The organism is Brevibacterium sp. OS20 (assembly GCF_056837565.1).
The window spans coordinates 3,761,812-3,785,245 of record NZ_CM166367.1; the positions used below are offsets into that span (position 1 = coordinate 3,761,812).

Annotated in this window: 23 protein-coding genes; 9 read left to right on the forward strand and 14 right to left on the reverse strand. The window is 65.4% G+C overall.

What is annotated here, in order from left to right; genetic code table 11:
- The first annotated feature begins 26 nt into the window (after positions 1-26).
- On the forward strand, positions 27-995 hold the full coding sequence (locus ACVZTU_RS16780; protein WP_482400914.1) for an NAD-dependent epimerase/dehydratase family protein: 969 nt from the start codon (positions 27-29) through the stop codon (positions 993-995).
- Here the strand turns inward: ACVZTU_RS16780 and ACVZTU_RS16785 are convergent, their stop codons facing one another.
- The 3 genes from ACVZTU_RS16785 to ACVZTU_RS16795 all read right to left on the reverse strand — a co-directional run bounded on the left by ACVZTU_RS16785 (position 996) and on the right by ACVZTU_RS16795 (position 4,024).
- Complete coding sequence (locus tag ACVZTU_RS16785; RefSeq protein ID WP_167854476.1) at positions 996-1,211, reverse strand: ferredoxin; 216 nt, start codon at positions 1,209-1,211, stop codon at positions 996-998. It lies immediately after the preceding gene.
- Between the two features lie 56 nt (positions 1,212-1,267).
- Positions 1,268-2,245 (reverse strand): fatty acid desaturase family protein, encoded by a 978-nt coding sequence (locus ACVZTU_RS16790; protein ID WP_482400915.1) that lies wholly within the window; start codon positions 2,243-2,245, stop codon positions 1,268-1,270.
- Positions 2,246-2,662: 417 nt separating this feature from the next.
- Positions 2,663-4,024: a hypothetical protein gene (locus ACVZTU_RS16795; protein ID WP_434592143.1), complete on the reverse strand. Its 1,362-nt coding sequence runs from the start codon at positions 4,022-4,024 to the stop codon at positions 2,663-2,665.
- A gap of 122 nt (positions 4,025-4,146) precedes the next feature.
- Here ACVZTU_RS16795 and ACVZTU_RS16800 point away from each other — a divergent pair, with 122 nt between their 5' ends.
- A complete protein-coding gene (locus ACVZTU_RS16800) occupies positions 4,147-6,078 on the forward strand; it encodes an acetate--CoA ligase (protein ID WP_482400916.1) in 1,932 nt (643 codons plus the stop codon).
- Positions 6,079-6,357: 279 nt separating this feature from the next.
- Here the strand turns inward: ACVZTU_RS16800 and ACVZTU_RS16805 are convergent, their stop codons facing one another.
- Positions 6,358-7,305 carry a hypothetical protein gene (locus ACVZTU_RS16805; protein ID WP_482400917.1) on the reverse strand — a complete coding sequence of 316 codons (948 nt, stop codon included), beginning with the start codon at positions 7,303-7,305 and terminating at the stop codon, positions 6,358-6,360.
- Positions 7,306-7,390: 85 nt separating this feature from the next.
- On the opposite strand from ACVZTU_RS16805, the gene ACVZTU_RS16810 reads away from it, so the two are divergent.
- Positions 7,391-7,978: a MarR family winged helix-turn-helix transcriptional regulator gene (locus tag ACVZTU_RS16810; RefSeq protein ID WP_482400918.1), complete on the forward strand. Its 588-nt coding sequence runs from the start codon at positions 7,391-7,393 to the stop codon at positions 7,976-7,978.
- A gap of 107 nt (positions 7,979-8,085) precedes the next feature.
- Here the strand turns inward: ACVZTU_RS16810 and ACVZTU_RS16815 are convergent, their stop codons facing one another.
- The 4 genes from ACVZTU_RS16815 to ACVZTU_RS16830 all read right to left on the reverse strand — a co-directional run bounded on the left by ACVZTU_RS16815 (position 8,086) and on the right by ACVZTU_RS16830 (position 12,353).
- Complete coding sequence (locus ACVZTU_RS16815) at positions 8,086-8,571, reverse strand: SRPBCC family protein (RefSeq protein ID WP_259358412.1); 486 nt, start codon at positions 8,569-8,571, stop codon at positions 8,086-8,088.
- Positions 8,572-8,726: 155 nt separating this feature from the next.
- Positions 8,727-10,196, reverse strand: coding sequence for an LssY C-terminal domain-containing protein (locus ACVZTU_RS16820; RefSeq protein WP_139469019.1), 1,470 nt, complete (start codon positions 10,194-10,196; stop codon positions 8,727-8,729).
- 167 nt (positions 10,197-10,363) lie between these two features.
- Positions 10,364-11,455, reverse strand: a complete 1,092-nt coding sequence (locus ACVZTU_RS16825; protein WP_482400919.1) for a MerR family transcriptional regulator — start codon at positions 11,453-11,455, stop codon at positions 10,364-10,366.
- Between the two features lie 208 nt (positions 11,456-11,663).
- Positions 11,664-12,353 carry a HEAT repeat domain-containing protein gene (locus tag ACVZTU_RS16830; protein ID WP_482400920.1) on the reverse strand — a complete coding sequence of 230 codons (690 nt, stop codon included), beginning with the start codon at positions 12,351-12,353 and terminating at the stop codon, positions 11,664-11,666.
- 99 nt (positions 12,354-12,452) lie between these two features.
- Here ACVZTU_RS16830 and ACVZTU_RS16835 point away from each other — a divergent pair, with 99 nt between their 5' ends.
- Positions 12,453-13,076, forward strand: coding sequence for a GyrI-like domain-containing protein (locus ACVZTU_RS16835; protein WP_259358414.1), 624 nt, complete (start codon positions 12,453-12,455; stop codon positions 13,074-13,076).
- An 82-nt stretch (positions 13,077-13,158) separates the two neighbouring features.
- Here the strand turns inward: ACVZTU_RS16835 and ACVZTU_RS16840 are convergent, their stop codons facing one another.
- Positions 13,159-13,425, reverse strand: coding sequence for a hypothetical protein (locus ACVZTU_RS16840; RefSeq protein ID WP_482400921.1), 267 nt, complete (start codon positions 13,423-13,425; stop codon positions 13,159-13,161).
- 151 nt (positions 13,426-13,576) lie between these two features.
- On the opposite strand from ACVZTU_RS16840, the gene ACVZTU_RS16845 reads away from it, so the two are divergent.
- The gene (locus ACVZTU_RS16845) at positions 13,577-14,164 is read left to right on the forward strand and encodes a peptidoglycan-binding protein (protein ID WP_240811993.1); all 588 of its coding nucleotides are present in this window, start codon (positions 13,577-13,579) and stop codon (positions 14,162-14,164) included.
- Positions 14,165-14,264: 100 nt separating this feature from the next.
- Positions 14,265-14,624, forward strand: a complete 360-nt coding sequence (locus tag ACVZTU_RS16850) for an ArsR/SmtB family transcription factor (protein ID WP_139909298.1) — start codon at positions 14,265-14,267, stop codon at positions 14,622-14,624.
- A 97-nt stretch (positions 14,625-14,721) separates the two neighbouring features.
- Here ACVZTU_RS16850 and ACVZTU_RS16855 read toward each other — a convergent pair whose 3' ends face one another.
- From ACVZTU_RS16855 to ACVZTU_RS16865, 3 genes are all read right to left on the reverse strand, one after another.
- Entirely contained in the window at positions 14,722-15,657 is a 936-nt protein-coding gene (locus ACVZTU_RS16855) for a DMT family transporter (RefSeq protein ID WP_482400922.1), read from the reverse strand.
- A 40-nt stretch (positions 15,658-15,697) separates the two neighbouring features.
- The gene (locus ACVZTU_RS16860; RefSeq protein ID WP_482401762.1) at positions 15,698-16,831 is read right to left on the reverse strand and encodes a pyridoxal phosphate-dependent aminotransferase; all 1,134 of its coding nucleotides are present in this window, start codon (positions 16,829-16,831) and stop codon (positions 15,698-15,700) included.
- A 133-nt stretch (positions 16,832-16,964) separates the two neighbouring features.
- A complete protein-coding gene (locus ACVZTU_RS16865) occupies positions 16,965-17,537 on the reverse strand; it encodes a peroxidase-related enzyme (protein ID WP_482400923.1) in 573 nt (190 codons plus the stop codon).
- Positions 17,538-17,656: 119 nt separating this feature from the next.
- Between ACVZTU_RS16865 and ACVZTU_RS16870 the strand changes: the two genes are divergently transcribed.
- The gene (locus tag ACVZTU_RS16870; protein WP_482400924.1) at positions 17,657-17,962 is read left to right on the forward strand and encodes a cupin domain-containing protein; all 306 of its coding nucleotides are present in this window, start codon (positions 17,657-17,659) and stop codon (positions 17,960-17,962) included.
- A gap of 141 nt (positions 17,963-18,103) precedes the next feature.
- Here the strand turns inward: ACVZTU_RS16870 and ACVZTU_RS16875 are convergent, their stop codons facing one another.
- The gene (locus tag ACVZTU_RS16875; RefSeq protein ID WP_259358417.1) at positions 18,104-19,585 is read right to left on the reverse strand and encodes a glutamate-cysteine ligase family protein; all 1,482 of its coding nucleotides are present in this window, start codon (positions 19,583-19,585) and stop codon (positions 18,104-18,106) included.
- Positions 19,586-19,780: 195 nt separating this feature from the next.
- Here ACVZTU_RS16875 and ACVZTU_RS16880 point away from each other — a divergent pair, with 195 nt between their 5' ends.
- Positions 19,781-20,953, forward strand: coding sequence for a M20 family metallopeptidase (locus tag ACVZTU_RS16880; protein ID WP_482400925.1), 1,173 nt, complete (start codon positions 19,781-19,783; stop codon positions 20,951-20,953).
- Between the two features lie 155 nt (positions 20,954-21,108).
- Here the strand turns inward: ACVZTU_RS16880 and ACVZTU_RS16885 are convergent, their stop codons facing one another.
- Positions 21,109-22,119 carry a class I SAM-dependent methyltransferase gene (locus ACVZTU_RS16885; protein ID WP_482400926.1) on the reverse strand — a complete coding sequence of 337 codons (1,011 nt, stop codon included), beginning with the start codon at positions 22,117-22,119 and terminating at the stop codon, positions 21,109-21,111.
- A gap of 173 nt (positions 22,120-22,292) precedes the next feature.
- Between ACVZTU_RS16885 and menC the strand changes: the two genes are divergently transcribed.
- Positions 22,293-23,417 (forward strand): o-succinylbenzoate synthase, encoded by a 1,125-nt coding sequence (gene menC / locus ACVZTU_RS16890; protein ID WP_482400927.1) that lies wholly within the window; start codon positions 22,293-22,295, stop codon positions 23,415-23,417.
- The last annotated feature ends 17 nt before the right edge of the window (positions 23,418-23,434 follow it).

The window sequence follows — 23,434 nt, forward strand, 5'->3', positions numbered from 1 at the left end:
GTCGTCCCCGTTCACGAGGAGCTGAAGTGAGAATCACCGTCACCGGAGCCTCCGGGCTGCTCGGTTCGTCCGTCGCGCGTGCGCTCGTCAACGCCGGTCACGAGGTCACCACTCTGCAGCGTCGCCCCTCAGGGGTCGACGGTGCCGTCGATGTCATCGGTTCGGTGACCGATGCGGCCGCCGTCGATCAGGCCGTCACCGGCGCCGAGGCGGTCGTTCATTTGGCCGCGAAGGTGTCCATGATGGGTGATCCCAAGGATTTCGAGGCCGTGAACATCGGCGGGACCCGCACACTCGTCGATGCGGCGCGGGCCGCCGGCGTGCAGCGTCTGGTCCATATCTCATCTCCTTCAGTGGCGCATACCGGTGAGTCGATCATCGGCGACGGTGCTGAACCGGCATCTCCGGAGTCTGCGCGCGGCGAGTATGCGCGGACCAAGGGGGCCGGTGAGCGGATTGCCCTGGGAGCGGACTCGTCCGACTTCCGGGTACTCGTCCTGCGGCCCCACCTCATGTGGGGTCCTGGTGACACTCAGCTCACGGAACGGGTCATCGATCGCGCCCGATCGGGGCGGATGCCGGTGCTCGGTTCGGGAGCGGCGTTGGTCGACACCCTGTTCGTCGACAATGCAGTGGAGGCGATCGTCGCGGCGGTGACCGCGGTCGATTCCACCCATGGTGAGGCATTGGTGGTGACGAACGGTCAGCCTCGGCCGATCGGTGAGCTGATGTCACGCATCGCGATCGCCGGCGGTGCGGCGGAGCCGAAGCTGCGCATTCCGGTGGCACCGGCGCTGGCAGCAGGGTCTGTGGTCGAAAAGGTGTGGGAGTTCGGAGAGCATGACGACGAACCGCCGTTGACGAGGTTCCTCGCCGAACAGCTGTCGACCGCGCATTGGTTCGATCAGCGGCGGACGCAGGAAGTCCTCGGTTGGGCTCCCCGAGTCAGCATCGAAGAGGGGCTGGAGAAGTTGGCACAGCACTACCGGCCCTGATCAGCGCGGAGGGATCTGATGCTCGTCGAGCTGGATCGCCTTCGACGGGCACAGGTACTCTGCTGCCCGGACGGCCTCCCGCTGCGATTCGGGAGGTGACGTGTCGTTGAGCTTCGCAAATCCCTCATTCTCATCTGGGTTCGAAAAGACTTCGGGCGCGACGAATCCGCAATTGCCGGACGCAACGCACATGCTCGAATGCAGTGTGATCTTCATCGGTTCGCTCCTGAGTGGTGGATGCGGCACATCGGTTTGAGGATCAGGCATGGACGTCACCCTCGGTATCGTCGCACGAGCGGACAGGTGTAGGGATCCTGTCCTCTCACGCCGACCTGGCTGAGATAGGCGACAACCGTGGCCGCTGCCTCGGTCAGTGTCCTCTCCGTGTACGGGATGTCGTAGCGGGCGCAGCGCTCGCGGACGATCGTCTGCATCTTCGGGAGGCTGGTGCGCGGCGCGGCCGGGAACAGGTGATGTTCGATCTGGAACTGCAGACCGCCGAGGAAGAATCGTGCCACCGGCCCGTCCTTGATATTCCTGGACATGACCACCTGCCTGCGCAGGAAGTCGATGTGGATTCCCTTCTCGACGGTGGGCATCCCGATGTGGTTGAGGGCGAAGGCCCCACCGAGAAGGATCCCGAAGAAGCCGACCTGCACACCGAAGAACGCGCACGCCATGCCGAATGGCAGCACAACGAAGAGAAGCGAGAGATAGCCTCCATGCCGGACCGCGATCAGCACGATCTCGGTGATGCGGTGAGGCACATTCGGAGCCGAGAACAGGGTCTTCAGCGATGCGTAATGAAGGTTCGCTCCCTCCAAGAACAGCAGGGGGACGAAGAACGCGCCCTGGTGACTGGAGAGAAAGGCTCCTATCCCTCTGCGACGGCCCGCGGCGTTGGGGGTCATTGCAATGAGACTGGAGTCGATGTCGGGGTCGACACCCTCCTGATTCGGATAGGCGTGATGCGTGTTGTGTTTGGCCATCCACCAGCTGAAGCTCAGCCCCATGAACAATCCCGCGATGATGCGCGATGTCCACTCGTTCCATGCCCTGGAGGCGAAGATCTCACGATGCGCCGCTTCGTGGGAGAGGAAACCGAGCTGTGCCATAACCATCCCGATCAGACCGGCGGTGATCAGTTGGAACCAGCTGGTCCCGAAGACGATGACGGCGGCGAGCAGACCGGCCAAAACCACCAGCCAGGCAGCGATCCGACTGATATAGAAGGTTCGGTTTCGAGTCATCAGACCGGCATCATGGATGGTTTCGCTGAGTTGCCGATACGACTCGACGTATTTGGCGACCGCCATTGATTTCACCCCGCCCGAGAATGGTCGACGGGTTCACAGGCTGGAGCCATTGTCCAGTGCCGTTCTAAACCCTTTTCAACATCGTAGGTTCGCTGGTCGTAAACAGCAATGGACGAGTCTCATAGACAGACCACGCACAGCCAGGGGTCGTGCCTCACATAGATTTCCCCGCGGAACTCTTCGCTCTCAAACGTCGACACAACGACGGGATCTCGGCTTTCTCCGTCCCGTCATCAGAAGCGGTGCCCGGCGAGTCAGCTTCAGCAAGCTCATCCGCTGACTTACTGGGTTCCCCTGCCCGCAGGGCGACTTCGATGTCGTCGAGACTCACCCCGCGTCGGCGCGAGGGCTTCAGAGCCGGTACTGGTTGTTCTCCTCGGCTGAGGGACCTCTGCGTTCCGGTGCCGCAGCTTCCTCAGCTTGTTCATCGGCAGGCTCTTCTTCAGCCGAGTCTGCCGAATCCTCGGCCTCGTCCGGCATCTTGCCGGAGAGCGCGTCGGCCGACATTCCGGGTTCACCGGTCGGCGGCGCCTCGAGCGAGGAGCCACTGGCGGATTCGTCGAATTCCTCGGGGTCGAGCGTCGCCGGGTCTTCGGCGGGTCCTTCGAGTTCGGGGTCGGACGCCGAGGCGGACCCGCTGTCACTGACATCGTCCTTATTCAGCGACGGAGCCGCGGACATGTCGTCGTTCTTCGCATCGGTTGCACCGGCCTGCGGGGCGCTGGTGGGTAGAGAGGGGAACGACGGCGGCATCGGCGGAGGCGGGGGCAGTTCGGACGAATCCCCTGACTGCGCGGCAGGCTTTTCAGCGGGCCGAGCCGGTTCATCCTCGACAGCGGCTGTGCCGGCGGTTTCGGTGTCACCGACGCGGGTGCTTCCCGCTTCGGTGTCTGCGGCGCTGGCGTTGGCGGCTTCGGAGCCGCCGGACGGCGCGGAGGCTGATGGCTGCGCGGAAGTGACGGGTGCTGCCGACTGTGCGGGCTTCACCACCACTGTGGGCTTCGCAGAATCCGTGGGTCGTCCCTCTTCTTGCGGGGCCTCGCCGCTTTCGGTTCCGTCAGATTCCAGCGACGATTCCGTCTCGCTGTTCTGCTCATCTGCGTGCTCGGCCGCGTCGGCCTCAGACGCTTTCGACCCGGCGGTCGTCGCCTCGTTCGGCGCAACGGTCGCCGCACCGTCGGCAGCGGCGCTGGTCTCAGCAGACTCCTCGCCCTCGGTCGTCGCCGCGGCCCCAGCCGCGTCCGAGCCTTCAGCTGTCGCACTGCCAGCGGACTCGCTCGCAGTCGGAATCGCCTCGGTGGGTGTCGACTGAGCCGATGCACCCTCGGCGGAAGCCCCCTCGGTGGAAGCCTCCTCGGCTGACCCATCGGACGAGGCCGCCTCCGACGATTGGGCGGTCGACCCCGGCAGGGCACCGTCGATGCCTTCGAGGCTCACTCCCGCCTCGGCGGCGAGTCGGGCACGTCGTTCGGCACGGGCCTTCGCCCGCTCGTCTTCGCTCTTCTGCGCCTTCGCCTTTGCCTTCGCCGATTCGCCCTTCGGCTGGGTCGGGCGCACGGCCTCCCAGATGAGCAGGACGACGAGCATTGTCAGCCCGACGATGACGCCCATGAGGATCGAACCCCACGGTCGCGCCATCGCGAAGAAGTCGAAGATGGCGTTCAGACCGAACATGACGGCGAGGCCGAGGATCAGTGCAACCAGGAATCTCATATCCCCATTGTGCCCTCTCCTGGTCCGAGTGCAGGGAAATGGGTCCACTTTCGTGCCGGTGGCGATCCCCGAGGATGCGCCCCACCTCAGCGAATGACTGTGCCATGCGTCACAATGGGAGCATGAATACCACCATCGAGAACTCCGCTGAAAGCTACGACGACGTCGTGGCCCGCATCGCCGAGGACCCAGAGGTCTTCTGGCTCGAGCAGGCCAAGAACCACATCGACTGGGTCACCGAACCGACGAAGGCCGTCGACGATTCGAATGCGCCGATCTATCGCTGGTTCCCCGACGGCGAGCTCAACGTCTGTTACAACGCGCTCGACCGACATGTCGCGAACGGCCGCGGCGACCAGGCCGCCATCATCTACGATTCGCCGGTCACCGACACAGTCCGTTCGATTACCTACGCCGTGCTTCTCGACGAGGTCTCCCGCTTCGCTCGGGCCCTGGCGGACAGAGGGGTGACCAAGGGCGATCGCGTCGTCATCTACATGCCGATGATCCCCGAGGCAGCCGTGGCCATGCTCGCGTGCGCCCGCCTCGGCGCGATCCACTCGGTCGTCTTCGGCGGCTTCGCGCCGAACGAGCTCGCCGTGCGCATCGACGACACCGCCCCGAAAGCCGTCATCTCCACTTCCTGCGGAGTCGAGAAGAGCCGAGTCCTCGAATACAAGCCGATGCTCGATGAGGCCATCGAGATCGCTGAGAACAAACCGGACTTCACCGTCATCGTCCAGCGCGACGAACATCGCTGCGAACTCGGCGAGAACGACCTCGACTACGCCGAACTGCTCGCCCAGACGCCCGAGGGCATCGACCCGGTGACCGTGAAGGCCACCGACGAGCTCTACGTCCTCTACACCTCGGGCACCACTGGCAAACCGAAGGGAATCGTCCGCGATTCCGGCGGATATGCGGTGGCCGGAGCGTTCTCGATGCCGACCGTCTTCGGCCTCCACCCGGGCGACACGATGTTCACCGCCTCCGACGTCGGGTGGGTCGTCGGGCACACGTACATCATCTACGCACCCCTGCTGGCCGGCGTCACCTCGGTGCTCTATGAGGGCAAACCCGTGGGCACACCCGATGCCGGAGCCTTCTTCCGCGCCATCGAGCAGCACAAGGTCAACGTCCACTTCACCGCCCCGACCGCCATGCGCGTGGTGCGCAAGGAGGACCCGAACGGCGAGCTGATGAAGAAGTACGATCTGTCGAGTCTGCGTGCGGAATTCCTCGCTGGCGAGCGCCTCGATCCCGACACATATGAGTGGACGACGAAGATCCTCGCCGAGGCGACCGGACGCGACGTCCCCGTCGTCGACAATTGGTGGCAGACGGAGACCGGCTGGCCGATCACGGCGAATCCGCTGGGACTGACCCGGTTCCCGCTCAAGGCGGGATCCTCGACGAAGCCGACTCCCGGCTTCCACGTCGAGGTCGTCGACCCCGGCGGTCAGCCAGTTCCGGCCGGGGAGGAAGGACTCATCGTCATCCGGCTGCCGTTGCCTCCGGGCACCATGGCCACGGTGTGGGGTGACGACGAGCGGTTCATCTCCTCCTACCTCGCCGCCTTCGACGGCTATTACCTCACCGGCGATTCCGGCTATCTCGATGAGGATGGGTACGTCTTCGTCATGGGTCGCACCGACGATGTCATCAACGTCGCCGGCCACCGCCTGTCCACCGGCATCATCGAGGCGGTCGTCGCCTCCCACCCGGCCGTGGCCGAGGCCGCTGTCATCGGCGTCCACGATGATATGAAGGGACAGATCCCACGTGCGCTGGTCGTGCTCGGGGATTCCGCCGAGGCGGCCGACCCGGACACCGTCATCGACGAACTCGTGGCGCTCGTCCGCAAAGAGATCGGACCGGTCGCCGCATTCAAACGCGTCGACATCGTCGCGGGTCTGCCGAAGACCCGGTCGGGCAAGATCCTGCGGAAGACGATGCGGCAGATCGCCGATGGCGTCGACGATCCGGCAGTGCCGTCGACGATCGAGGATCGCAGCGTGCTCGATGATCTCGGGGCGGTGCTCTCCCGCAGCTGAGCGGTGAGCGGCCCGTGCTGCCGCATGATCGTTGCGCCGGCAGAAGTGCCGTGGATACGCCTGTGCACCGCGCGGGGAGTCTCGGCACACAGACGCAGACGCGATCCGGTGCGAACCGTGGAGGTTCGCACCGGATCGCGTCAATGTTTCACGGTGCCGTTCTGTTGATGGACAGCGCGGATGTGCGGGCCGGCATCGCGTTCTCGGGTGGTCGGGAGAGTGTCTTCGCACGACCCAACGGTCGGCCGCCGGCGGAGAGCACTCCACCGGCGGCGTCGCTTACGAGTTGCGTCCCTGTTCGAAGCCCGCGGCGAATCCGCGCTCGAAGGCCTCTTGGACCTCCTGTTCGCGGCTGCGGCGCTCATCGGCCCAGCCGAAGGGGTCGAATCCTCGTCGGCCCGGACCGAAGCCGGGACCGAAGTTCGGGCCGAATCCGCGCCGTCCGCGGCCTCCCCCGCGGCGGCGGTCGTGGTCGCCGTTCCCACCACGGGGTCCATGAGCCTCGTGACGGTCAGGGCCGCCTCGGTGATCGTCATGGTCGTGGGGGTGTTCGCGGTCGTACGGTCCGTTATGGCGGGCCGAGTCGTCGCCGCAGCGATCGGGGCCGAAGTTGTCGACGATCTTCGCCAGCGAGGCCTTGAGGTTCTCGAATTCTTCGGAGGTGAGCACCTCTTCGATGCGATCGCCGACTCCGTCGCGCATATCGCGGAAGCGCTGGCGCAGCTCTTCGGGATCGATGTTCTTCGATGGCCCCCATCCACCTCGGCCGCGCGGCGGACCGTAGGTCACAGGCTCTTCCGGGTAGGCGGCACCGTCGGCGACGACCTCATCGGAGTCCCAGCGGCGACGTCCTCGCCGCATACGTCCGAAGTCGCGAGGGTCGAATCCGGAGTCGACCGCAGCCGAGCGGAATTCGCGACGCAGCACGTGGCTGAACTCGCGCAGCAGCTGCGGCAGATCGGTGTCGGTGACATCGCCCTTGCCGTCGCCGGAATCGGCACCGTTCACGGGCTCAGTGCGTGCGGCCGAATCATTCTCCGCCGCATCGGTCTTGCCCGCTTCGCCCGGCTGTTCGCGATCGGAGCCGAGACTCGAGGCGCTGCCGGCGACGGTGTCCTCGTCGGTGTTCGGCGAGTCTGTCCGGCCATCGGCACCTGCTGCGCCGGCTCCTCCGGTCGGGGTGGTGAAGTCGTCGTTGTCATCGTTGAAGTCTTTGTTTTCAGTCATGTCATCTCCTTAGTTGTCATCTGACATGTACATGCAGAATGACATGCAATTCGATTGCATGTCAAGTGGCATGTAAAATCGAATCATGAGCACGAACGATGACATTCAGGCGATCGCCGAGGCGCTCACCCGCCTGCAGTGGCGGCGCGGGCCCGGCGGTCCGCGTGGATTCGGCCCCTTCGGCGGGCTCGGTGAGCACGGCGGCCCTGGCCAGCGCGGGGGCTTCGGTGAACGCGGTGGATTCGGAGACCGTGGTGGATTCGGCAGCGGCCGGAACTCAGACGATTTCCCCTTCGGCGGCAAGCGTCATCCCGGTGGGCCGTTCGCCGCACACGGCCGCGGGCGTGCACTCATCCGTCTGCTCGTCTCCCTCGTCCAGGCAGGCACGGCGCTGGGAGTCAGCGCACTCGGCGATGCGATCGGCGTCGATCAGCCGCGCGCGTCCAGGCTCGTATCCCAAGGCGTCGAGCTCGGACTACTGCGTCGCGAAGCAGACCCGGACGATGCCCGACGAACCCTCATCGCGCTGACGGACAAGGGCCGCGCGATCACCAACAGATTCCGCGGCGCCCAGCGTGACAACGTCGATCAGGCATTGAGCACATTCACCGAGGACGAACGGGCACAGCTGGCATCGCTGCTCACGCGCCTCGCCGACGCCTGGCCGAAATGAGTGCCTCTATCCGTCTGTTCTGACCGGACTGCTGTCCCGGCGGGACGGCCACTCGGATGCGGTGAGCAGTCAGGCCTCGGCCGCGGCTGTCTGCCAGGCGCCTGATCTCAGCCTTCGGCGAGCTGCTTGAGTCTCTTGAGCGAGGCGAGCAGATTCGCCGCGGTCGTCGACTGCGCCCGCGACAGACGCTTCGGATCGCGCAGCTCGGTCCAGTCATAGGTGTGACGAACCAAGACCGAGTCGTCCCCGGTCGATTCGATCTCCCACACCCACTTCTGACCGAACGGCTCTCCACCCACTTCGGAGGGCTTCCAGGCGATGAGCCTGCCCTCGGCGAAGTCGACGATGTGGTTCTCCCGGTCCACGCCCTTGGTCAGAGTCGTGACGAACGAGCTCCCGGCCCCCTGCACTCGCTGGCCCTCGACGGCCGAGCCGAGGTTGTCATTGCCGTCCCATTCCGGCTGACGCTGCGGGTCGGCGATGAGTTCGAAGACCGCCTCGGCGGGAGCTGAGATCTCGATCTCGGCGGTGACGACCTTGAGGACCGGATCGATCGAATCGAAGACGGAAGCATCGGGGGTCTGGTCGGTCATGGAGTCCTGCCTTCGTGTGTGGTCCAGCCTCGGCGTCGAGCTGAAGTGCGGAGTCCGGACTGGATCGGACACGGTCAGAATACACGGACCCGCCACCCCGGGCCCTGCGGGCGGGAACCCGCCGCCCCATTCCTCACGGGTGGGAACCCGCCGCGTCAGTCCTCGAGGGCGCGGTCCTGTCGTTCGGCACGCAGGGCTGCCGTGCTGAAGCGGGTGAACATCCGGGAGGAGTCGCTCGACAGCGCCAGCAGCACCGCCACCTGCATGGCGATGGTCGTCAGCGCATACATGTTCGTCGCCAGGTCGCGGTCTCCGGTGAAGTAGTTCGTCATCGACACGATCACGGAGATCGTCGAGAGCGTGAGGATCCACAGCCTGGCCCGGTTGCTGCCGCGGAACACCGACGTCGAAGCGATGACCTGCAGACAACCGATGAGGAGGCTGACGCCGACGAGCACTCCAGCGACGATGCGCGTGGCCGTGTCATCGCTGATGGCCGCGATGTCCGAGCTGTAGCCGACGACTTCGGAGCGCAATCCGTTCCAATCGAGAAGCATACTGATCACATCCCACGCCTGGAAGAGCAGCAGGACGAGCACGAGGGCGGCCCCGACGACGGTCTGCAGCGGGCGCTGTCGCCACAGCGTCTTCGTCACTTCGGACACGCTGCGTGAATCGGAGTAGATGCGGGTGGCGTCGAGCGCCAGCTCCAGGCGTTCGGGATGGTCGGCTTCGTCGGCGACCACCTCGGTGACGTCCACGATCGGCAGGTGCCCGTCGGTGATGATCGCATCGCCGCCGCCGTTGCGGGAGTGGTATCCGGTGGAGAAGTCCTTGATCCGATCGACCGCGATCACTTCATTGGCACGGGTGACTGTATCGACGATGTGGTCTCGTTCGACGTCGGTGTTCTCTTCGATCTTGTGGGTGAACTGGAGGGTGAACAGGGAGATGCCGACGGCTTTGTCATAGGTTCCGGCGGCCAGCCAATCGGCCTGATGTCCGCCGGGCAGCAGCCATCCGCGCGGGCATTTCCAGAACCGCACATGGTGGCGCTGGCCCGGATCTCCATCGACTTCCTGCTGGTAGGCGAAGTCCTGACGGCGGCCGAACAGCAGCAGCGGGGACACCGGCGCCTGCGGGTAGCTGCGCTTCGTCACCGTCGACCGGATGATCTCCCACGTCGATGCGGGAGTGATGCTGTCGGCGAGGATCCATCCGGCTTCGCGCATCGCATGGTGGATCTGCGCTTCCTCACCACGCCAGGCGAGATTGACCGGATCGCCGAGCAGACCGTCAGAGGTGCGTGTGCGGCCGATGAAGTAGTTCGGCACATAGATCTGAGACAGGATGCGGTGCAGCCTGGGCAGAGCCAGATAGGACACGACTCCCCAGAACACGAGCAGCGTGAGCACCTGCCACCAGCCGAGGCTGAATCCCTTGAGCAGGATGAGCAGCGCCAGCCAAGTCGAGGCCGCACCGGCGAACAGGAAGAACAGGTAGTCGAGCACTCCGGTGGGCGTGAAGTGGTGTCGCCGATAGACGAACGGCTGCCTCAGCCGCCGCTTCTGCCCGACCGCCGCACCGGCCGCATCCGTTCCGTCCGTCGTCCCGCCCGTTGTCATGAGGGCCAGTTTAGTGATCCGGCAACAGCCACCGGAATGAGGAAGACCCGACATCCCTTCGCCGAGGCGGCCGGAACGCAGATTCCCACCGCCCCTTCACCGAGGCGGTCGGAACGCGGATTCCCGTCTTCCCCTCACCGAGGCGGCCCGACCGAAATCGGCCAGGTTCACTCCTTGTCCGATGTCTGCTCCCGTCGTCGGCGATCGAGTGCGGCGAGCGCGGTGGCTGCGAGCTCCGGGCTGTCATCGCCGCTGAGCTCGGCAATGAGGTCACTGCTGCGGTTGCCGGAGATCTCGAGGAGGACTTGGAGCACCCGGAACCGTATCTGGGGATCGTGCGAGTCCGCTTGTCGGTGCAGTTCGATGAGAACCTTTTCTCCGATGTCGGCAGTCGGTCCGGTCGCGTCGACGATGAAGCCGAGGGTCTCGGCTGCCTCGATGTCCCTCGGTCCATTCATCGCCATGTCGAGCAGCACAGGAACAGCTTTCTCGTCACCTGAGCGGCCGAGGGTGAGCGCGGCGATGCTGCGGATATCAGAGTCGACATCGTCGAGTCCCTTGTCCAGTGCCTGACGGATCATCGATATCGAGCGTGAGTCGAGTTTCTCGTCCGGTGTGGTTCTGCGGATCTCGTCGAGGGCGAGCAGGGCATTGCGACGCACTTGGGCCGATGCGTCGTCCATTCCGACCACCACATGGGGCACGGCCTCGGCACCGGCTTGGGCGAGCGCCCACCGCATGGCCCCGGCCGCGTTGAGCACGGTCTCCTGCAGGACCGCCTGCGCCAAGGCCTCGATCGGCATTCCTCCGTCGACTCCGCTGCCGAGTGCGGCTTTGTGCCGTTGGATGACATCGCCGGATTCGAGAGAGCGCATGAGATCGATGGTGTACAGGAGAGACTCGCCGTCGGCTCGACCGAGCCGAGCGACGGACTGGAGGTGGTCGAGCAGACGCTGCTCGGCCGCGATCCGCTCACGTGCCTGGTCGATGAGGTCCCCGAGCACTGTGCCGGGGTCGAAGTCCGGCTCGGACAGCACCCGACCGACTTCGGTCAGAGACATCCCGAGTTTGCGCAGACCTTCGATGTGGAAGATGCGCCCGATGTCGGCGTCGGAGTACTCCCGATAGCCGCCAGGCGTCCGCTGGCTGGGCGAGACGAGGCCCAATGATTCGTAGTGGCGCAGCATGCGTGCGCTCACACCGGAGCGCCGGGCCACTTCGCCGATGAGCATTGCCACCTCTTCTCTGCTGTCAGCCACTCTATGCCGCGATCGCGGCCCTCCGGGTGCATTGTTCCGAAGTTCTTCGATGCCTGGGACCTTTCGGACGTCGTTCAACGGCCGCAGGCGGACTTCGCACAGGTGCTGGAACCGCGCACTGAAGGAAGGGATCCGAGACCTCGGCCGTGTGCCGACGGGCTTGCCCCGCCCGTCGGCACACGCGCGATCGGACCTTCCCTGTGCCGATCTAGACCGTGGCCTCGGACCCCAGTGCGACCACCCGCTTGGCTGCGTCCAAGGCGTGGGCGAAGCCGGCATCCGGGTCATCGAACATGTCCCGAGTCGCCATGGCGTGAGCCCGCACTGTGTCGTCCTCTGCATGAAGCCTCTCATCGACCACTGACACGAGATCCTCGCCGAGGGAGACAATCGCTCGACTGAGGCTCTTCTGCATCTCGAGATCTCCTCGCCCCAACTGCGTCACCAGGGCGGATGCCAGCTCTTCACGATCTTCACCGGGGACAAGGGCAACGGCGGCTCTCCACGCGCTGCGGGCCACCTCGGTGTCGGCATGGGCGATGAGGGCGGTGCCGATCCGGGCCGGGTCCATGGCCGGCCAGGCGCGGACGTCACCGATCTTCGACAGGGTGTGCAGGGATTGACTGATCGCCTGCGACAGCGGCGAGTCGAGTTCGGCGACGAGGCGGGCAACGGTGTCGCCGGCGGGCAGCCGAGTGAGCGCCCAGGTGAGCATGTCGCGGACGAAGAAGTCCGGTTCGATGCGGCACCGGGCGATGAGCACGTCGAGGTCACGGGGCTCGGCTCGTGTGCCGATGGCCATCGCCGCCTGCAGGCGCTGCTGCGGGGTCGACGCACTCAGCGCTTCGATCATGGGGTCGCCGGTGTCGGTCCGGTGGTGTTTGAGTGGATGTGTCATGGTCTCCACCTCCTTGCCACCCAGTGAAGACCCTGACATCGTGTCAAGGTCAAGCAGATCAGACCCATCCCTTTCCCAACCCACGGAGCGGAGCCTCGTATGGACAAGATCGATTTCAAGAGATCGCTGCCGAGTTTCCGCGCGAAGCAGGGGCGATTCGACCTCATCGAGGTGCCGGAATCGCAGTACATCATGATCGATGGCCACGGGGACCCGAACACCTCGCCGGATTTCGCATCGGCGCTGACGAGCCTCTATCCGATCGCCTATGGGCTGAAGTTCCTCAGCAAGCTCGAACTCGGTCGCGACTATGTCGTGCCACCGCTCGAGGGGCTGTGGTGGGCCGATGATATGGCGGCGTTCACGAGCGCTCGGGACAAGTCAGCGTGGGACTTCACCCTCATGCTGTTCGTCCCGGACTGGCTGGACGCAGGCCACGTCGACGGCGTCATCGACACGGTCCGGGCGAAGGGATCGGCGCCCCGCCTCGGCGAGATCCGATTCGACACGCTGCGGGAGGGAACGTGCGTCCAGACCCTGCATGTCGGACCCTTCGACGACGAAGGGCCCGTCCTCGAGCGCATGCACACCGATGCCATTCCCGAGGCAGGGATGACGATGGCGGGGAAACATCACGAGATCTACCTCAGCGACGTTCGCCGGACCGCGCCGGAGAAGCTGCGCACGATCCTCCGCCAGCCGGTGATCCCGCTGGGCGACTAAGGCTGATTCGGATCGGTGATCTGGACGGATGCCGACGATGCTGCTCGCCCGTCCTACCAGGGACTCAGCCGCGGCCCGAGACTCAGCCTCCGCTCGTCCAGCCTCCGGACACCGGGGCAGTGGTGCTCGGACCGGGGCCGCCGTCCGAATCGGAATCGGAGGATGAGGATCCGATCGACGAGGAGTCCGAGGTCGGCGATGAATCTGTCGACGATGACTCCGCGGAGAGGAAGATGATGGCGACGAGGATGCCGGCAACGGTCAGGATGCCGACAGCGACGAAGGAGAAGACCACAATGAGACAGGTCATCAGAGGTGGGCGGTTGTTGCGCCGAACGATTCTCACCATGGTTCAAGCCTAAGCTGTGCGGGGCCTTCCGAAACCGGTCCGCGATCGGCTCCGCTCGCACTCTCACCGCCGCCCGGCCGTGACCTTCCTGTGATAAAAACCTCGGCGTTGCCCCATGCACTCTTAAGTTTGTTGCATTATCGTTATATTCATGCCTCGTCTGACCTCATCTCGCAAGGGCCGCCGGTCCGTGCTCACTGGTGCCCTCATCGGGCTCGGGGCAGCAGTGATGGCACTGGTCGTGGGCGCCGTCATCATCCTCAATTCCCCCATTTCATTCGGTTCCACGAAGATCAGGCAGATGCAGATGGCTTCGGTCAACCAGCTCAGCGAACAGCAGATCGACAATGCTCGGCTCATCATCGGCGTCGGCCGCGGCGGAAACTTCGACGACCATGCGATCAGGATCGCCCTGATGACAGCGCTGCAGGAGTCCTCGCTGCGCAATCTGGATTCCGGCGACCGTGATTCGGTCGGTCTGTTCCAGCAGCGCCCGTCACAAGGCTGGGGCGAACCCCATCAGCTCACCGATCCCATCTACGCTGCCAAGGCGTTCTATGGGATCAATCCCGAGGTCGAGAACCCCGGCCTCAACCAGATCGACGGCTGGGATTCGATGTCACCGACCGAAGCGGCACAGTCCGTGCAGCGGTCGGCACTGCCGGACGCCTACGGTCAGTGGGAGACCTTGGCCGATGACCTCCTCGGCTCGCAGGCCGACGTCGAAGCCCTCGACTGAGGCGCTGGCTGCCCCGACCGCCCGAACCCCGCGACTGCCGCGACCGCCTCACGGTGCCGGATATCGCATGACCACGCCGGTTGTCCGGTAATCTGCACTCATGGCTTCCATTCCCGATTCCGTCCCCGTCAATGACGATGTCGAGCAGCTCCTGCTCAACCCCGAGGACCATCTCGAAGCCATCACCGAGACCGCCGACCTCTTCAAGGCACTCGCCACACCCTCCCGGCTGAAGATGCTGCTCGTCCTCACCCACGGCGAGGCCACGGTCACCCACATCGTCGAGGCGACCGGACTGTCCCAGCCGCTGGTGTCCCAGCACCTGAAGTTCCTCCGCGGACTCCACCTCGTCGGAGTCAATCGGATCGGCCGCGAAGCCTACTACTCGCTCAAGGACGACCACGTCGCCCACATCATCGTCGACGCCATCGCCCACACGATCGAGGCCCACGAACACTGAGTTCCACCCGCGACGCTGCTTCCGCAGCGATTCCTTCGCCGAGGCAGCCCACCGTTCCCAGCCCACAGCAGCGATCCTTCGCCGAGGCAGCCCATCCCTACCGACGTCGACGACGCGTGAGGGCCTCGGGTCCTCCACCGACGATCCAGACGATGAGGGCCACGAGGACGGCACCGATCCACTGTCCCGCCTGCAGCCGCTCCCCGGCGATGATGGATCCGAGCACGACTGCGGACAGCGGTTGGAGCAGCATGAGCGCCGCGGTCATCGGCACCGGCACCAGCGGGCTGGAGATGCTCAGCAGCACCCATGACAGGGCCTGACCGCAGACGGCCAGGGCGATCATCCAGCCCCAACCGGCCCAGCCGAGGTCGAAGTCGAGGCCGCCGAGGGTCAGCCCGGCGACCGCGGTCATCACCCCGGCGGAGATCGTGCCCACCTGGACCGGGGCGACGATGAAGTCTCCGGCGACCTTCCGGCTGTGGTGGATGCCGAAGATGTAGACGCCGTAGAGCACACCGGACAGGACCCCGAAGATCGCTCCCCGCATCGGATTCGCCGCCGTCTCGTCGGCGCCGAACACTCCCCCGGTCAGCAGCATGCCGATGATCATGATCGGCACGCAGCCGATGAACAGCCATCCCGGCCGGGAACCGCCGAACGCCCACACCAGCGCCGGGAACACGATCACTTGAACGCTGATGAGGACCGTGGACACGCCCAGACCGGCGTCGAGCACGCTCTGCGCCCACAGCACATAGTCGATTCCGAGCGCCGCTCCGGAGACCGCGGCGATGAGGATCGCCTTCGGCGGGAAACGACCGTGCCTGCGCAGCTCGAGCCACGCCAACGGGGCGAGCACAATGATCGCTATCCAACACCGCAGGAAGGCAGCTGTGGGGGCGGTCGCCTCGGCGAGGATGACGAACAGTCCGGCCGATCCGAGCAGGATGGCGGCCAGGATGATGCCGAGCACCGGCAGGGCCTTGCGGGCGGGAGGCGGCCCTCCCGCCCGCACATCCTCGGCGCTCATCGGATCCCCTCGGAAGGGCTCATCTCACGACGTTCAGGGCTCATCCCATGAAGTCGAGGATGCGGTCGATGGCTTCGGCCGTGCGGTCCGCTCCGACGGCCAGCGACAGGCGCACCGAACGGGAGCCGTCGACGGAGTCGAAGTCGTCACCGGGGGCGAGCGCGACGCCGGTGGCCTCGAGCACCCGCGCGCACCACTGGCCGGCAGTGGCAATTCCCGCGCGGTCGAGGATGTCGTCGATGCGGGCGTACATGTAGAAGGCGCCGTCGGGTGGGGCCATCTCGCCGAAGCCGAGGTCCGCGCGGGCGCCCAGGACATGTTCGCGTGCACCGGCGAACGAGGCCACTGCGGCCTCGCATTCGGCATAGGACTCGTCTGCAAACGCCGCGACCGCCGCGTACTGCGCCGGCACCGGGGCGCACAGGGAGAGGTTGCCCGTGACGTTCTGGGCCGGCGCGACGAGCGCTTCGGGCAGGATCGCCCAGCCGAGTCGCCACCCGGTCATGCCCCAGTATTTGGAGAACGAGGAGATGACGACGGCAGAGTCGTCGTGGGCGAGTGCGCATTCGCCGCGGGTGCCGATATAGCTGATGCCGTGGTAGATCTCATCGGAGATCACCTGCACTCCGTTGGCCCGGCACCAGTCGACGATCCGGCCGAGCGCCTCGGGGCCGATCATCGTGCCGGTCGGGTTCGCAGGTGAGGCGAGCATGAGCCCTTTGAGCGGGGCCTTCGCATGGGCGGCGGCCAAGAGGTCGACGGTGGGCTGGAACCCTTCGTCGGCACCGCAGTCGAGTTCGACGACCTCGCAGCCGAGGGCCGCGAGGATGTTCTTGTACGCCCCGTACCCGGGTCGGGCCAGGGCTACTCGGTCACCGACGTCGAAGCAGGTGAGGAACGTCGTCTGGAAGGCGCCGGAGGATCCGGTCGTCACGGCGATGCGGTCGGGTGCGATGTCGAGTCCGTACCAGTCGCGGTAGTGGGAGGCGATGGCTTCGCGCAGTTCGGGGATGCCGAAGATCGGCGAGTATCCGAGTCCGGTGCCGTCGGTCATGACCTCGGCGGCACGGGCGAGCACGGGGCCGGGCGCGCCCTGGGTCGGTTCGCCCAGGCACATGGCGATGGTGTCGCGGCCGGCGCGCTGCATCTGCCCGACGGTGGCGACGATGCCCATCGCGGCGAACGGTTTGACGAGCCCGGATCGGGCGGAGGCGGCCGGGATGGTTTCGGCGGAGGCGGCCGGACCGGAAACGGCGGAGGCACGGGTGGTGGGGTCCGCCTCGGCGGGAGTGGATGAGGTCATCGGTTCATTTCTTCTCACGCGGGAGGCGGCCGAGGGTGTAGAACTCCGGGTTCGGGAGCATTCCGGAGATGTGGGCCATGCGGTTGGACAGGCCGAAGAAGCCGGTGATCGCGGCGATGTCCCAGGCGTCTTCGGCGTCGAATCCGTGGTCGGCAAGCCTCTGGTGGTCGGCGTCTCCTACGGCCCACGGCTCTTCGCAGACCTTGACGGCGAAGTCGAGCATAGCCATCTGACGTGGGCTGATATCGGCTTGGCGATAGTTCGTGGCGACGACATCGGCGATGAGCGCGTCTTTCTGGAAGATCCGCAGCATCGCTCCGTGCGCGACGACGCAGTAGAGGCAGTGATTGATCGCCGAGGTGGCCACGATGATCATCTCCCGATCGGCCTTGGTCAGGTTCCCCGTCTCCTTCTCCATGAGCGCGTCATAGTAGGCGAAGAAGGCGCGGAATTCGTCCGGCCGGCGTGCCAGGGCGAGGAAGACGTTGGGCACGAAGCCCGACTTCTCGGCGACCTCGAGGATCTGGGCGCGGATGTCATCGTCGACGTTGTCGATGTCAGCAAGTGGGTATCGCATATCCCTCATGCTAGCCCGGGTGGATCGGTTCAAGTCGAGCCCGCTCAGGGCGATACAGTGAGTGCGTCAGGTCCGTCCCTGCTCTACCGCAAACCGCTCGCGTATCGAAGGAGATCACCATGACCGCAGACAAAGCAGCAGACACCGGTTCGACCGGCGAGGTCCAGCTCGACAACGGAGTGTTCCGGGTGACGAAGTGGACGATCTGCCCCGACGGCGTCATCCCGATGCACAAGCACGAGTACGAATACGTCGTCGTGCCGATGGTCACGGACACGATGCTCGTGCGCAATTCGGATGGTACCGAGATCCGCGCCGAACTCGAGGCCGGAGTCTCCTACACGCGTCCGGCAGGATCCGAGCATGAGGTCTCGAATCCCGGAGGCAGCGCTGACGTCGTCTTCGTCGAGGTCGAGCGTCTCTGAACCAAGTAGTTCATAAAGCACGTTCCCTGTGGGTGGATCCACCTCGATTTCTGCCGCGATATCGGTGTGGATCCACCTACAGGAGACATTTCAGCTCGCGTCACATCACTCGAGCGCCTCAGAGGCGACGAGAAATCAGCCTCAGCGGGTGGGGATCTCCCAGGTGTGGACGGGCTTCCCTGTCGCCTGGTTCGCGAGGTAGGCATCCATCATCGCCGTGATGCCCTCGGCGCGTTCGGGTGAGTCCTGGCGACTGCCTGGTGTGAGGCTCTCGAGGGCCTTCAGCTGCCAGGTCGCACCGTTGACGCGGCTTTCGGCACGGCCTTCGATGATCGACATGTATTCGTCGATGACGTCCTTGTCGATGTTCAGTCGTGAGAGTCCGCGCCTGGCCTGCGGTGCGAGCACATCGGTGACGAGGTCGGCCACGCCGATGCGTCCGATCTTCGGCCAGGTCACCCGGGCCTCGATCCCGTCTTTGGCGCAGGCGTTGAAGTTCTCCTCCGCCTCGGCGAATGACATCCGCGACCACACGGGACGGTTCTCCCCGACGAGGAACTCGGCCAGGCCGTAGTAGAAGGCGGCGTCGGCAACCATGTCGACCGGGGTCGGACCGGCCGGAAGCAGGCGGTTCTCGACACGGATGTGCGCGCCGCCGTCGCCGGAGTTGTAGATGGGGCGGTTCCAACGCCACACCGTGCCGTTGTGCAGATTGAGTTCGAAGAGCTTCGGAGCGTCGGCGGCACGGAATTCGACGAAGTCCTTGATCTCGGGCAGCAGCGGCGGGAAGTAGCGGACGTTCTCCTCGAAGAGGTCGAAGACGCTGGTGATCCACCGTTCGCCGAACCATACGCGGGGACGCACGCCCTGGTTGACGAGTTCGGGCGTGCGGGTGTCGATGGACTGCGCGAAGATCGGGATCCGGGATTCGTGCCACAGCTTGCGGCCGACGAACAGCGGTGAGTTCGCTGCCATCGCCACCTGCGCCCCGGCGATCGCCTGCGAGGCGTTCCACGCGTCGGCGAACCGGTTCGGCGCCACCTGCAGGTGCAGCTGCATCGACGTGCAGGAGGATTCCGGAGCGATATCGGCGAACTCCGCCTTGTACCGCTCTTCACGACCGAGTTCGATGCGGACATACTCGCCGCGGGCGTCGATGACCGAGTTGCTCAGCGCCTCGTAGCGGTTCTCCTCCGTCATCCACTTCTCGTCGGTGAGGAATTCGGTGGTCAGGGTCGGCAGGGTGCCGATCGACACCACCTTGAGTCCGTCTTCCTCGGCGGCCTTCTGCGCTTTCTCCAAGCGATGAGCGACACCGGCCTCCAAGGTCTTCAGCCCCCGCCCGGCCACTTGGAGCACCGGATGGTTGAGTTCGAGGTTGAAGCCGCCGATCTCGGACTGATACTCGTCATCGAGTCGATCGAGCACCTCCTTGTTCCGCAGGCTCGGCTGATTGCCCTCGCCGACGAGGTTGAGCTCGAGTTCGAGCCCGATCGTGCCCGCCGATTTGAAATCCGCATGACGAAGGTAGGTATCGAAGAGCTCGAGATTCTCCGCAAGCTTCTCCCGATACAGTGTGCGTTCCTCCGGCGTGTACCGCTTCGAGCTGACTGCCTCACCCATAGGACTAGCAAACCACAGACGGCCGGGTTTGTGCGCGGCCGCGGTCCACAGGCCATTCCGCACGGAGACCGCGATCCTTCCCACGGCGCACCGCACACCGATTCGGCCGCGGTGCGGACAAGCTGCGCATCGGGTCCGTCCTGCATCATTCGGACACCTGCGATGTCGGCAACCGGCCTTCCGTAGACTCGCCCTATGACTTCGACCACATCATCTGCGCCCCAGCCCGCTGACTTCGTCGAACAGGCGAAGCGACGTCTGCCCGACATGCTCGCCGACATCGAACGGGTCATCTCCATCGAGACCCCCTCACACGACAAGGCGGCCGTGGCCGCAGGAGCACGGGACTTCGCCGCGCTTCTGGGGGACCGCCTCGGCGCCGAGGCGGAACTGCTCGAGGTCGACGGCACCGCCCACCTGCGTCTGCGCTTCGGCACCGGGCCGGCCCGCGTCGTCCTGCTCAACCACCAGGACACGGTGTGGCCGCACGGCACCCTCGAACGCATCCCGTTCTCCACCGAGGACGGCATCCTCCGCGGTCCCGGCAGCTTCGACATGCTCACCGGGGCGATCATGAGCGTGCACGCGACCGCGATGGTGGCCGACCACCTCGGCGAGGGCGGACTGGACGGTCTGTCGATCCTCGTCACCGGCGATGAGGAGATCGGATCCGTATCCTCGTCGGACCTCATCCGCGCCGAGGCGGCCGAGGCGAAGGCTGTGTTCGTCATGGAGGCGAGCGCGGGCGGGGCGCTCAAACTCGAGCGGAAGGGCACGAGCAACTACGTGCTGAAGTTCACCGGCAAGGCCTCGCACGCGGGGCTCGAACCGGAGAAGGGCATCAACGCGGGAATGGCCCTGGCTCTGACTCTGCCGTTGGTGGCTGACCTGGCCGACGCCGAGGCGGGGACGACGGTGGTGCCGACCGTGATCAGCGCGGGGACCACGTCGAACACCGTGCCGGCCGAGGCCCGGGTGGACATCGATGTGCGAGCCCGGACTGCGGCTGAGCTCGAACGCGTGGATGCGCAGATCCGTGAGTTGGCTGCGAAGCCGCAGGTGGAGGGCTCGGCGATGGAGGTGCTCGGCGGAATCAACCGGCCTCCGTTCGAACCTGAGCAGTCGGCTGCGCTCTTCGAGCGGGCGACGTCCCTGGCCGGCGAACTCGGGCTGCCCGCGCCGCAGGGAGTGTCCGTGGGCGGCGCCTCGGACGGGAACTTCACCGCCGGTGACGGCATCGCCACTCTCGACGGTCTCGGTGCCGTCGGCGATGGGGCGCACGCCGAACACGAACACGCCGTCATCGATGAGATCGCCCCGCGTACCGCACTGCTGGCCGCTCTCATCGCCGATCAGCTGCAGGGCTGAAGCGGAGCGGCGAGCTGCTGCCTTTCGCTGCTGCCGTAGTTCCCAGACACCGACAGTGCGCCGGGGCCTTCCCTCCGTAGTTAAGTGTGCGCAGATTGCCAGTTTCGAGCCGAAGATGTGCAATCTGCGCACAGTTGACTATCGGCAGCAGGGCTTCAGTCGACCGGGTAGCCCGCCGCGCGCATCTGATCCGGTGATTTCAGCGTGAACAGCCAGTCGCGCAGGTGAGGATCCGGCCGAATCGTCGTCCGCGCGTACAGTCGATCTTCGCCGACGAGGTAGTAGCGATAGCCATGCTCGCCGAGGTGGCCCATGAGTTCGCGTGGTTTCGCGCGGTCATCGAGGACTTCGCAAAGGATGTCCGGGTACAGCGCAGCGAGGAAGTCCTGGCCGTGAGCGAAGACGTCGTTCTCACCGCCTTCGACGTCGATCTTCACCGTCACGCGCGGTGCCTCTCCTCGATTTGAAACGTCAGGAACACCTTCCCCGGCGTGCAGCTGCGGATCTCGCTCCGACGTCTCTGCCAGCACCTCGGTCAGGAGTGCGTCGAGAGAAGTGAAGCGCACCTCGGCGTCGGAGTCGAAGCGCATATCGGAGGAGTAGAACGACGGCAGCGCCGATCCTCCGTCCCCGATGGGCACCTTCATCCAGGTGTCGGGGCTGCCTACCCCGGTCGGGTGGACGGTCACGCGGCTGTTGAAGCCGTTGCGTTCGACGTTCTTCTCCACACCCGCGACGACGGCGGGGATGATCTCGAAGACGTGGGCGCGCACATTCTCGTTCGCGGCGAGGACTGCCATGGTGAAGACCCCGGTGTAGGCGCCGATGTCGAGGAAGGCATCGGCATCGGCGCTGAGCGCGACCATGAGGTCGAGGGCGAACGCGTCTTCGGGTTCGGTGCGTCTGCCCCTTCCCCAGTAGAACTCCTTGGCGATCTCGCAGCGGAAGGGCTCGACGAGGATGAAGTCCGCTCCGCCCGCTCTTCCGCGGATCTCGGTGAGTTCGATGGGGGCGGGAAGTCGACCGATCTTCAGCCCTCTGATCCGGGGCGCGATCGTTCGCAGCAGAGGGTGGAGCGCAGGTTGCGCGAGGGCGGTCTTGACCGGCAGCTTGAGGCCGAACCAGGACTGTCTGCGCGCGGTGAAAGTGCGCAGGTGGTCATTCACGACGGTGGCCCCCTTGCTGACAGGAAGACTTTTGTTCACACTATCAATCGCCGGCCCACTGCTCCAGGGTTCTTCCGGACCTGATTCGCGATACTCGCCGCCTCTTCGCGGACCGCTGGCATAAGGTGGAAGCGAAGACCCATCCGCCCCGTTGCAAAGCAGGAGCCCGGCATATGAAGCTCAAGTCAGTCACCCTCCACCAAGTCTCGATTCCTCTCGTCACCCCGTTCGAGACCTCGTTCATGCGGGAGACGGAGAAGGACTGCTACCTCGTCGAGGCTGTCTTCGACACCCCGCAAGGTGAGATCACCGGGTGGGGAGAGTCCGTGGCGATGATCTCTCCGCTCTACTCCTCCGAATATGTGGCCGCCGGCATCGATGTCACTCGCCGCTGGCTGGCACCGCTGCTCTTCGACGTCGACAACCTCACTGCGGAGACCGTCGGCTGGCACCTGCGTCATGTCATCGGCCACCCGATGGCGAAGTCGGCTCTGGAGATGGCCGTCATCGAGGCCCAGCTCAAGCTCAACAACCAGTCGTTCAAGGACTACCTCGGCGGAGTGGTCAACTCCGTGCCTTCAGGAGTTTCGGTGGGCATTCAGGATTCCGTCGAGGAGACCGTCAAGGTCATCGGCGGCTACCTCGAAGAGGGCTACGCCCGGATCAAGCTGAAGATCAAACCCGGCAAGGACATCGCCCCGGTGGCCGCCGTGCGCAAGGCCTTCGGCGACGACTTCGGCTTCCAGGTCGATGCGAACGCCGCCTACACCCTCGTCGACGCCGCACACCTGCGCCGCCTCGACGACTACGGTCTCCTGCTCATCGAACAGCCCCTCGGCGAAGCCGACATCCGCCAGCACGCCGAACTCGCCAAACTCATGGACACCCCGATGTGCCTCGACGAGTCGATCGTCTCCGCCGAGGCTGCCGCGGACGCGATCATGCTCGGCGCCACCTCGGTGATCAACATCAAGCCCGGACGGGTCGGCGGGTTCATCGAGGCGAAGAAGATCCACGATCTCGCCGCCGCCCACGGCGTCGCCGTCTGGCACGGCGGAATGGTCGAAACCGGACTGGGGCGGGCGGCGAACGCGGCGCTGGCATCACTGCCGGGCTTCACCCTGCCCGGCGACATCTCCGGCTCGAATCGGTTCTTCCACGAGGACATCACCGAGGAGATCGTCATGTACGACGGCAAGGTCGACGTGCCCACCGGCATCGGCTTCGGCGTCTCCATCGACCCGGCCAAGCTCGAACGCTTCCGCACGGATTCGCTGGAGATCCTGCCCGGACAGTAGGACAAGGTTCGCCGAGG

Bases quoted from the DNA above. Each gene is read 5' to 3' on its own strand.
- ACVZTU_RS16845 (WP_240811993.1), top strand. From the start codon at position 13,577: ATGCCTCGTCTGACCTCATCTCGCAAGGGCCGCCGGTCCGTGCTCACT.
- ACVZTU_RS16870 (WP_482400924.1), top strand. From the start codon at position 17,657: ATGACCGCAGACAAAGCAGCAGACACCGGTTCGACCGGCGAGGTCCAG.
- ACVZTU_RS16830 (WP_482400920.1), bottom strand. From the start codon at position 12,353: ATGACACATCCACTCAAACACCACCGGACCGACACCGGCGACCCCATG.
- ACVZTU_RS16785 (WP_167854476.1), bottom strand. From the start codon at position 1,211: ATGAAGATCACACTGCATTCGAGCATGTGCGTTGCGTCCGGCAATTGC.
- ACVZTU_RS16815 (WP_259358412.1), bottom strand. From the start codon at position 8,571: ATGACCGACCAGACCCCCGATGCTTCCGTCTTCGATTCGATCGATCCG.
- ACVZTU_RS16810 (WP_482400918.1), top strand. From the start codon at position 7,391: ATGAGCACGAACGATGACATTCAGGCGATCGCCGAGGCGCTCACCCGC.
- ACVZTU_RS16855 (WP_482400922.1), bottom strand. From the start codon at position 15,657: ATGAGCGCCGAGGATGTGCGGGCGGGAGGGCCGCCTCCCGCCCGCAAG.
- ACVZTU_RS16795 (WP_434592143.1), bottom strand. From the start codon at position 4,024: ATGAGATTCCTGGTTGCACTGATCCTCGGCCTCGCCGTCATGTTCGGT.
- ACVZTU_RS16835 (WP_259358414.1), top strand. From the start codon at position 12,453: ATGGACAAGATCGATTTCAAGAGATCGCTGCCGAGTTTCCGCGCGAAG.
- menC (WP_482400927.1), top strand. From the start codon at position 22,293: ATGAAGCTCAAGTCAGTCACCCTCCACCAAGTCTCGATTCCTCTCGTC.
- ACVZTU_RS16790 (WP_482400915.1), bottom strand. From the start codon at position 2,245: ATGACTCGAAACCGAACCTTCTATATCAGTCGGATCGCTGCCTGGCTG.
- ACVZTU_RS16880 (WP_482400925.1), top strand. From the start codon at position 19,781: ATGACTTCGACCACATCATCTGCGCCCCAGCCCGCTGACTTCGTCGAA.
- ACVZTU_RS16865 (WP_482400923.1), bottom strand. From the start codon at position 17,537: ATGCGATACCCACTTGCTGACATCGACAACGTCGACGATGACATCCGC.
- ACVZTU_RS16820 (WP_139469019.1), bottom strand. From the start codon at position 10,196: ATGACAACGGGCGGGACGACGGACGGAACGGATGCGGCCGGTGCGGCG.
- ACVZTU_RS16805 (WP_482400917.1), bottom strand. From the start codon at position 7,305: ATGACTGAAAACAAAGACTTCAACGATGACAACGACGACTTCACCACC.
- ACVZTU_RS16875 (WP_259358417.1), bottom strand. From the start codon at position 19,585: ATGGGTGAGGCAGTCAGCTCGAAGCGGTACACGCCGGAGGAACGCACA.
- ACVZTU_RS16840 (WP_482400921.1), bottom strand. From the start codon at position 13,425: ATGGTGAGAATCGTTCGGCGCAACAACCGCCCACCTCTGATGACCTGT.
- ACVZTU_RS16850 (WP_139909298.1), top strand. From the start codon at position 14,265: ATGGCTTCCATTCCCGATTCCGTCCCCGTCAATGACGATGTCGAGCAG.
- ACVZTU_RS16860 (WP_482401762.1), bottom strand. From the start codon at position 16,831: ATGGGCATCGTCGCCACCGTCGGGCAGATGCAGCGCGCCGGCCGCGAC.
- ACVZTU_RS16800 (WP_482400916.1), top strand. From the start codon at position 4,147: ATGAATACCACCATCGAGAACTCCGCTGAAAGCTACGACGACGTCGTG.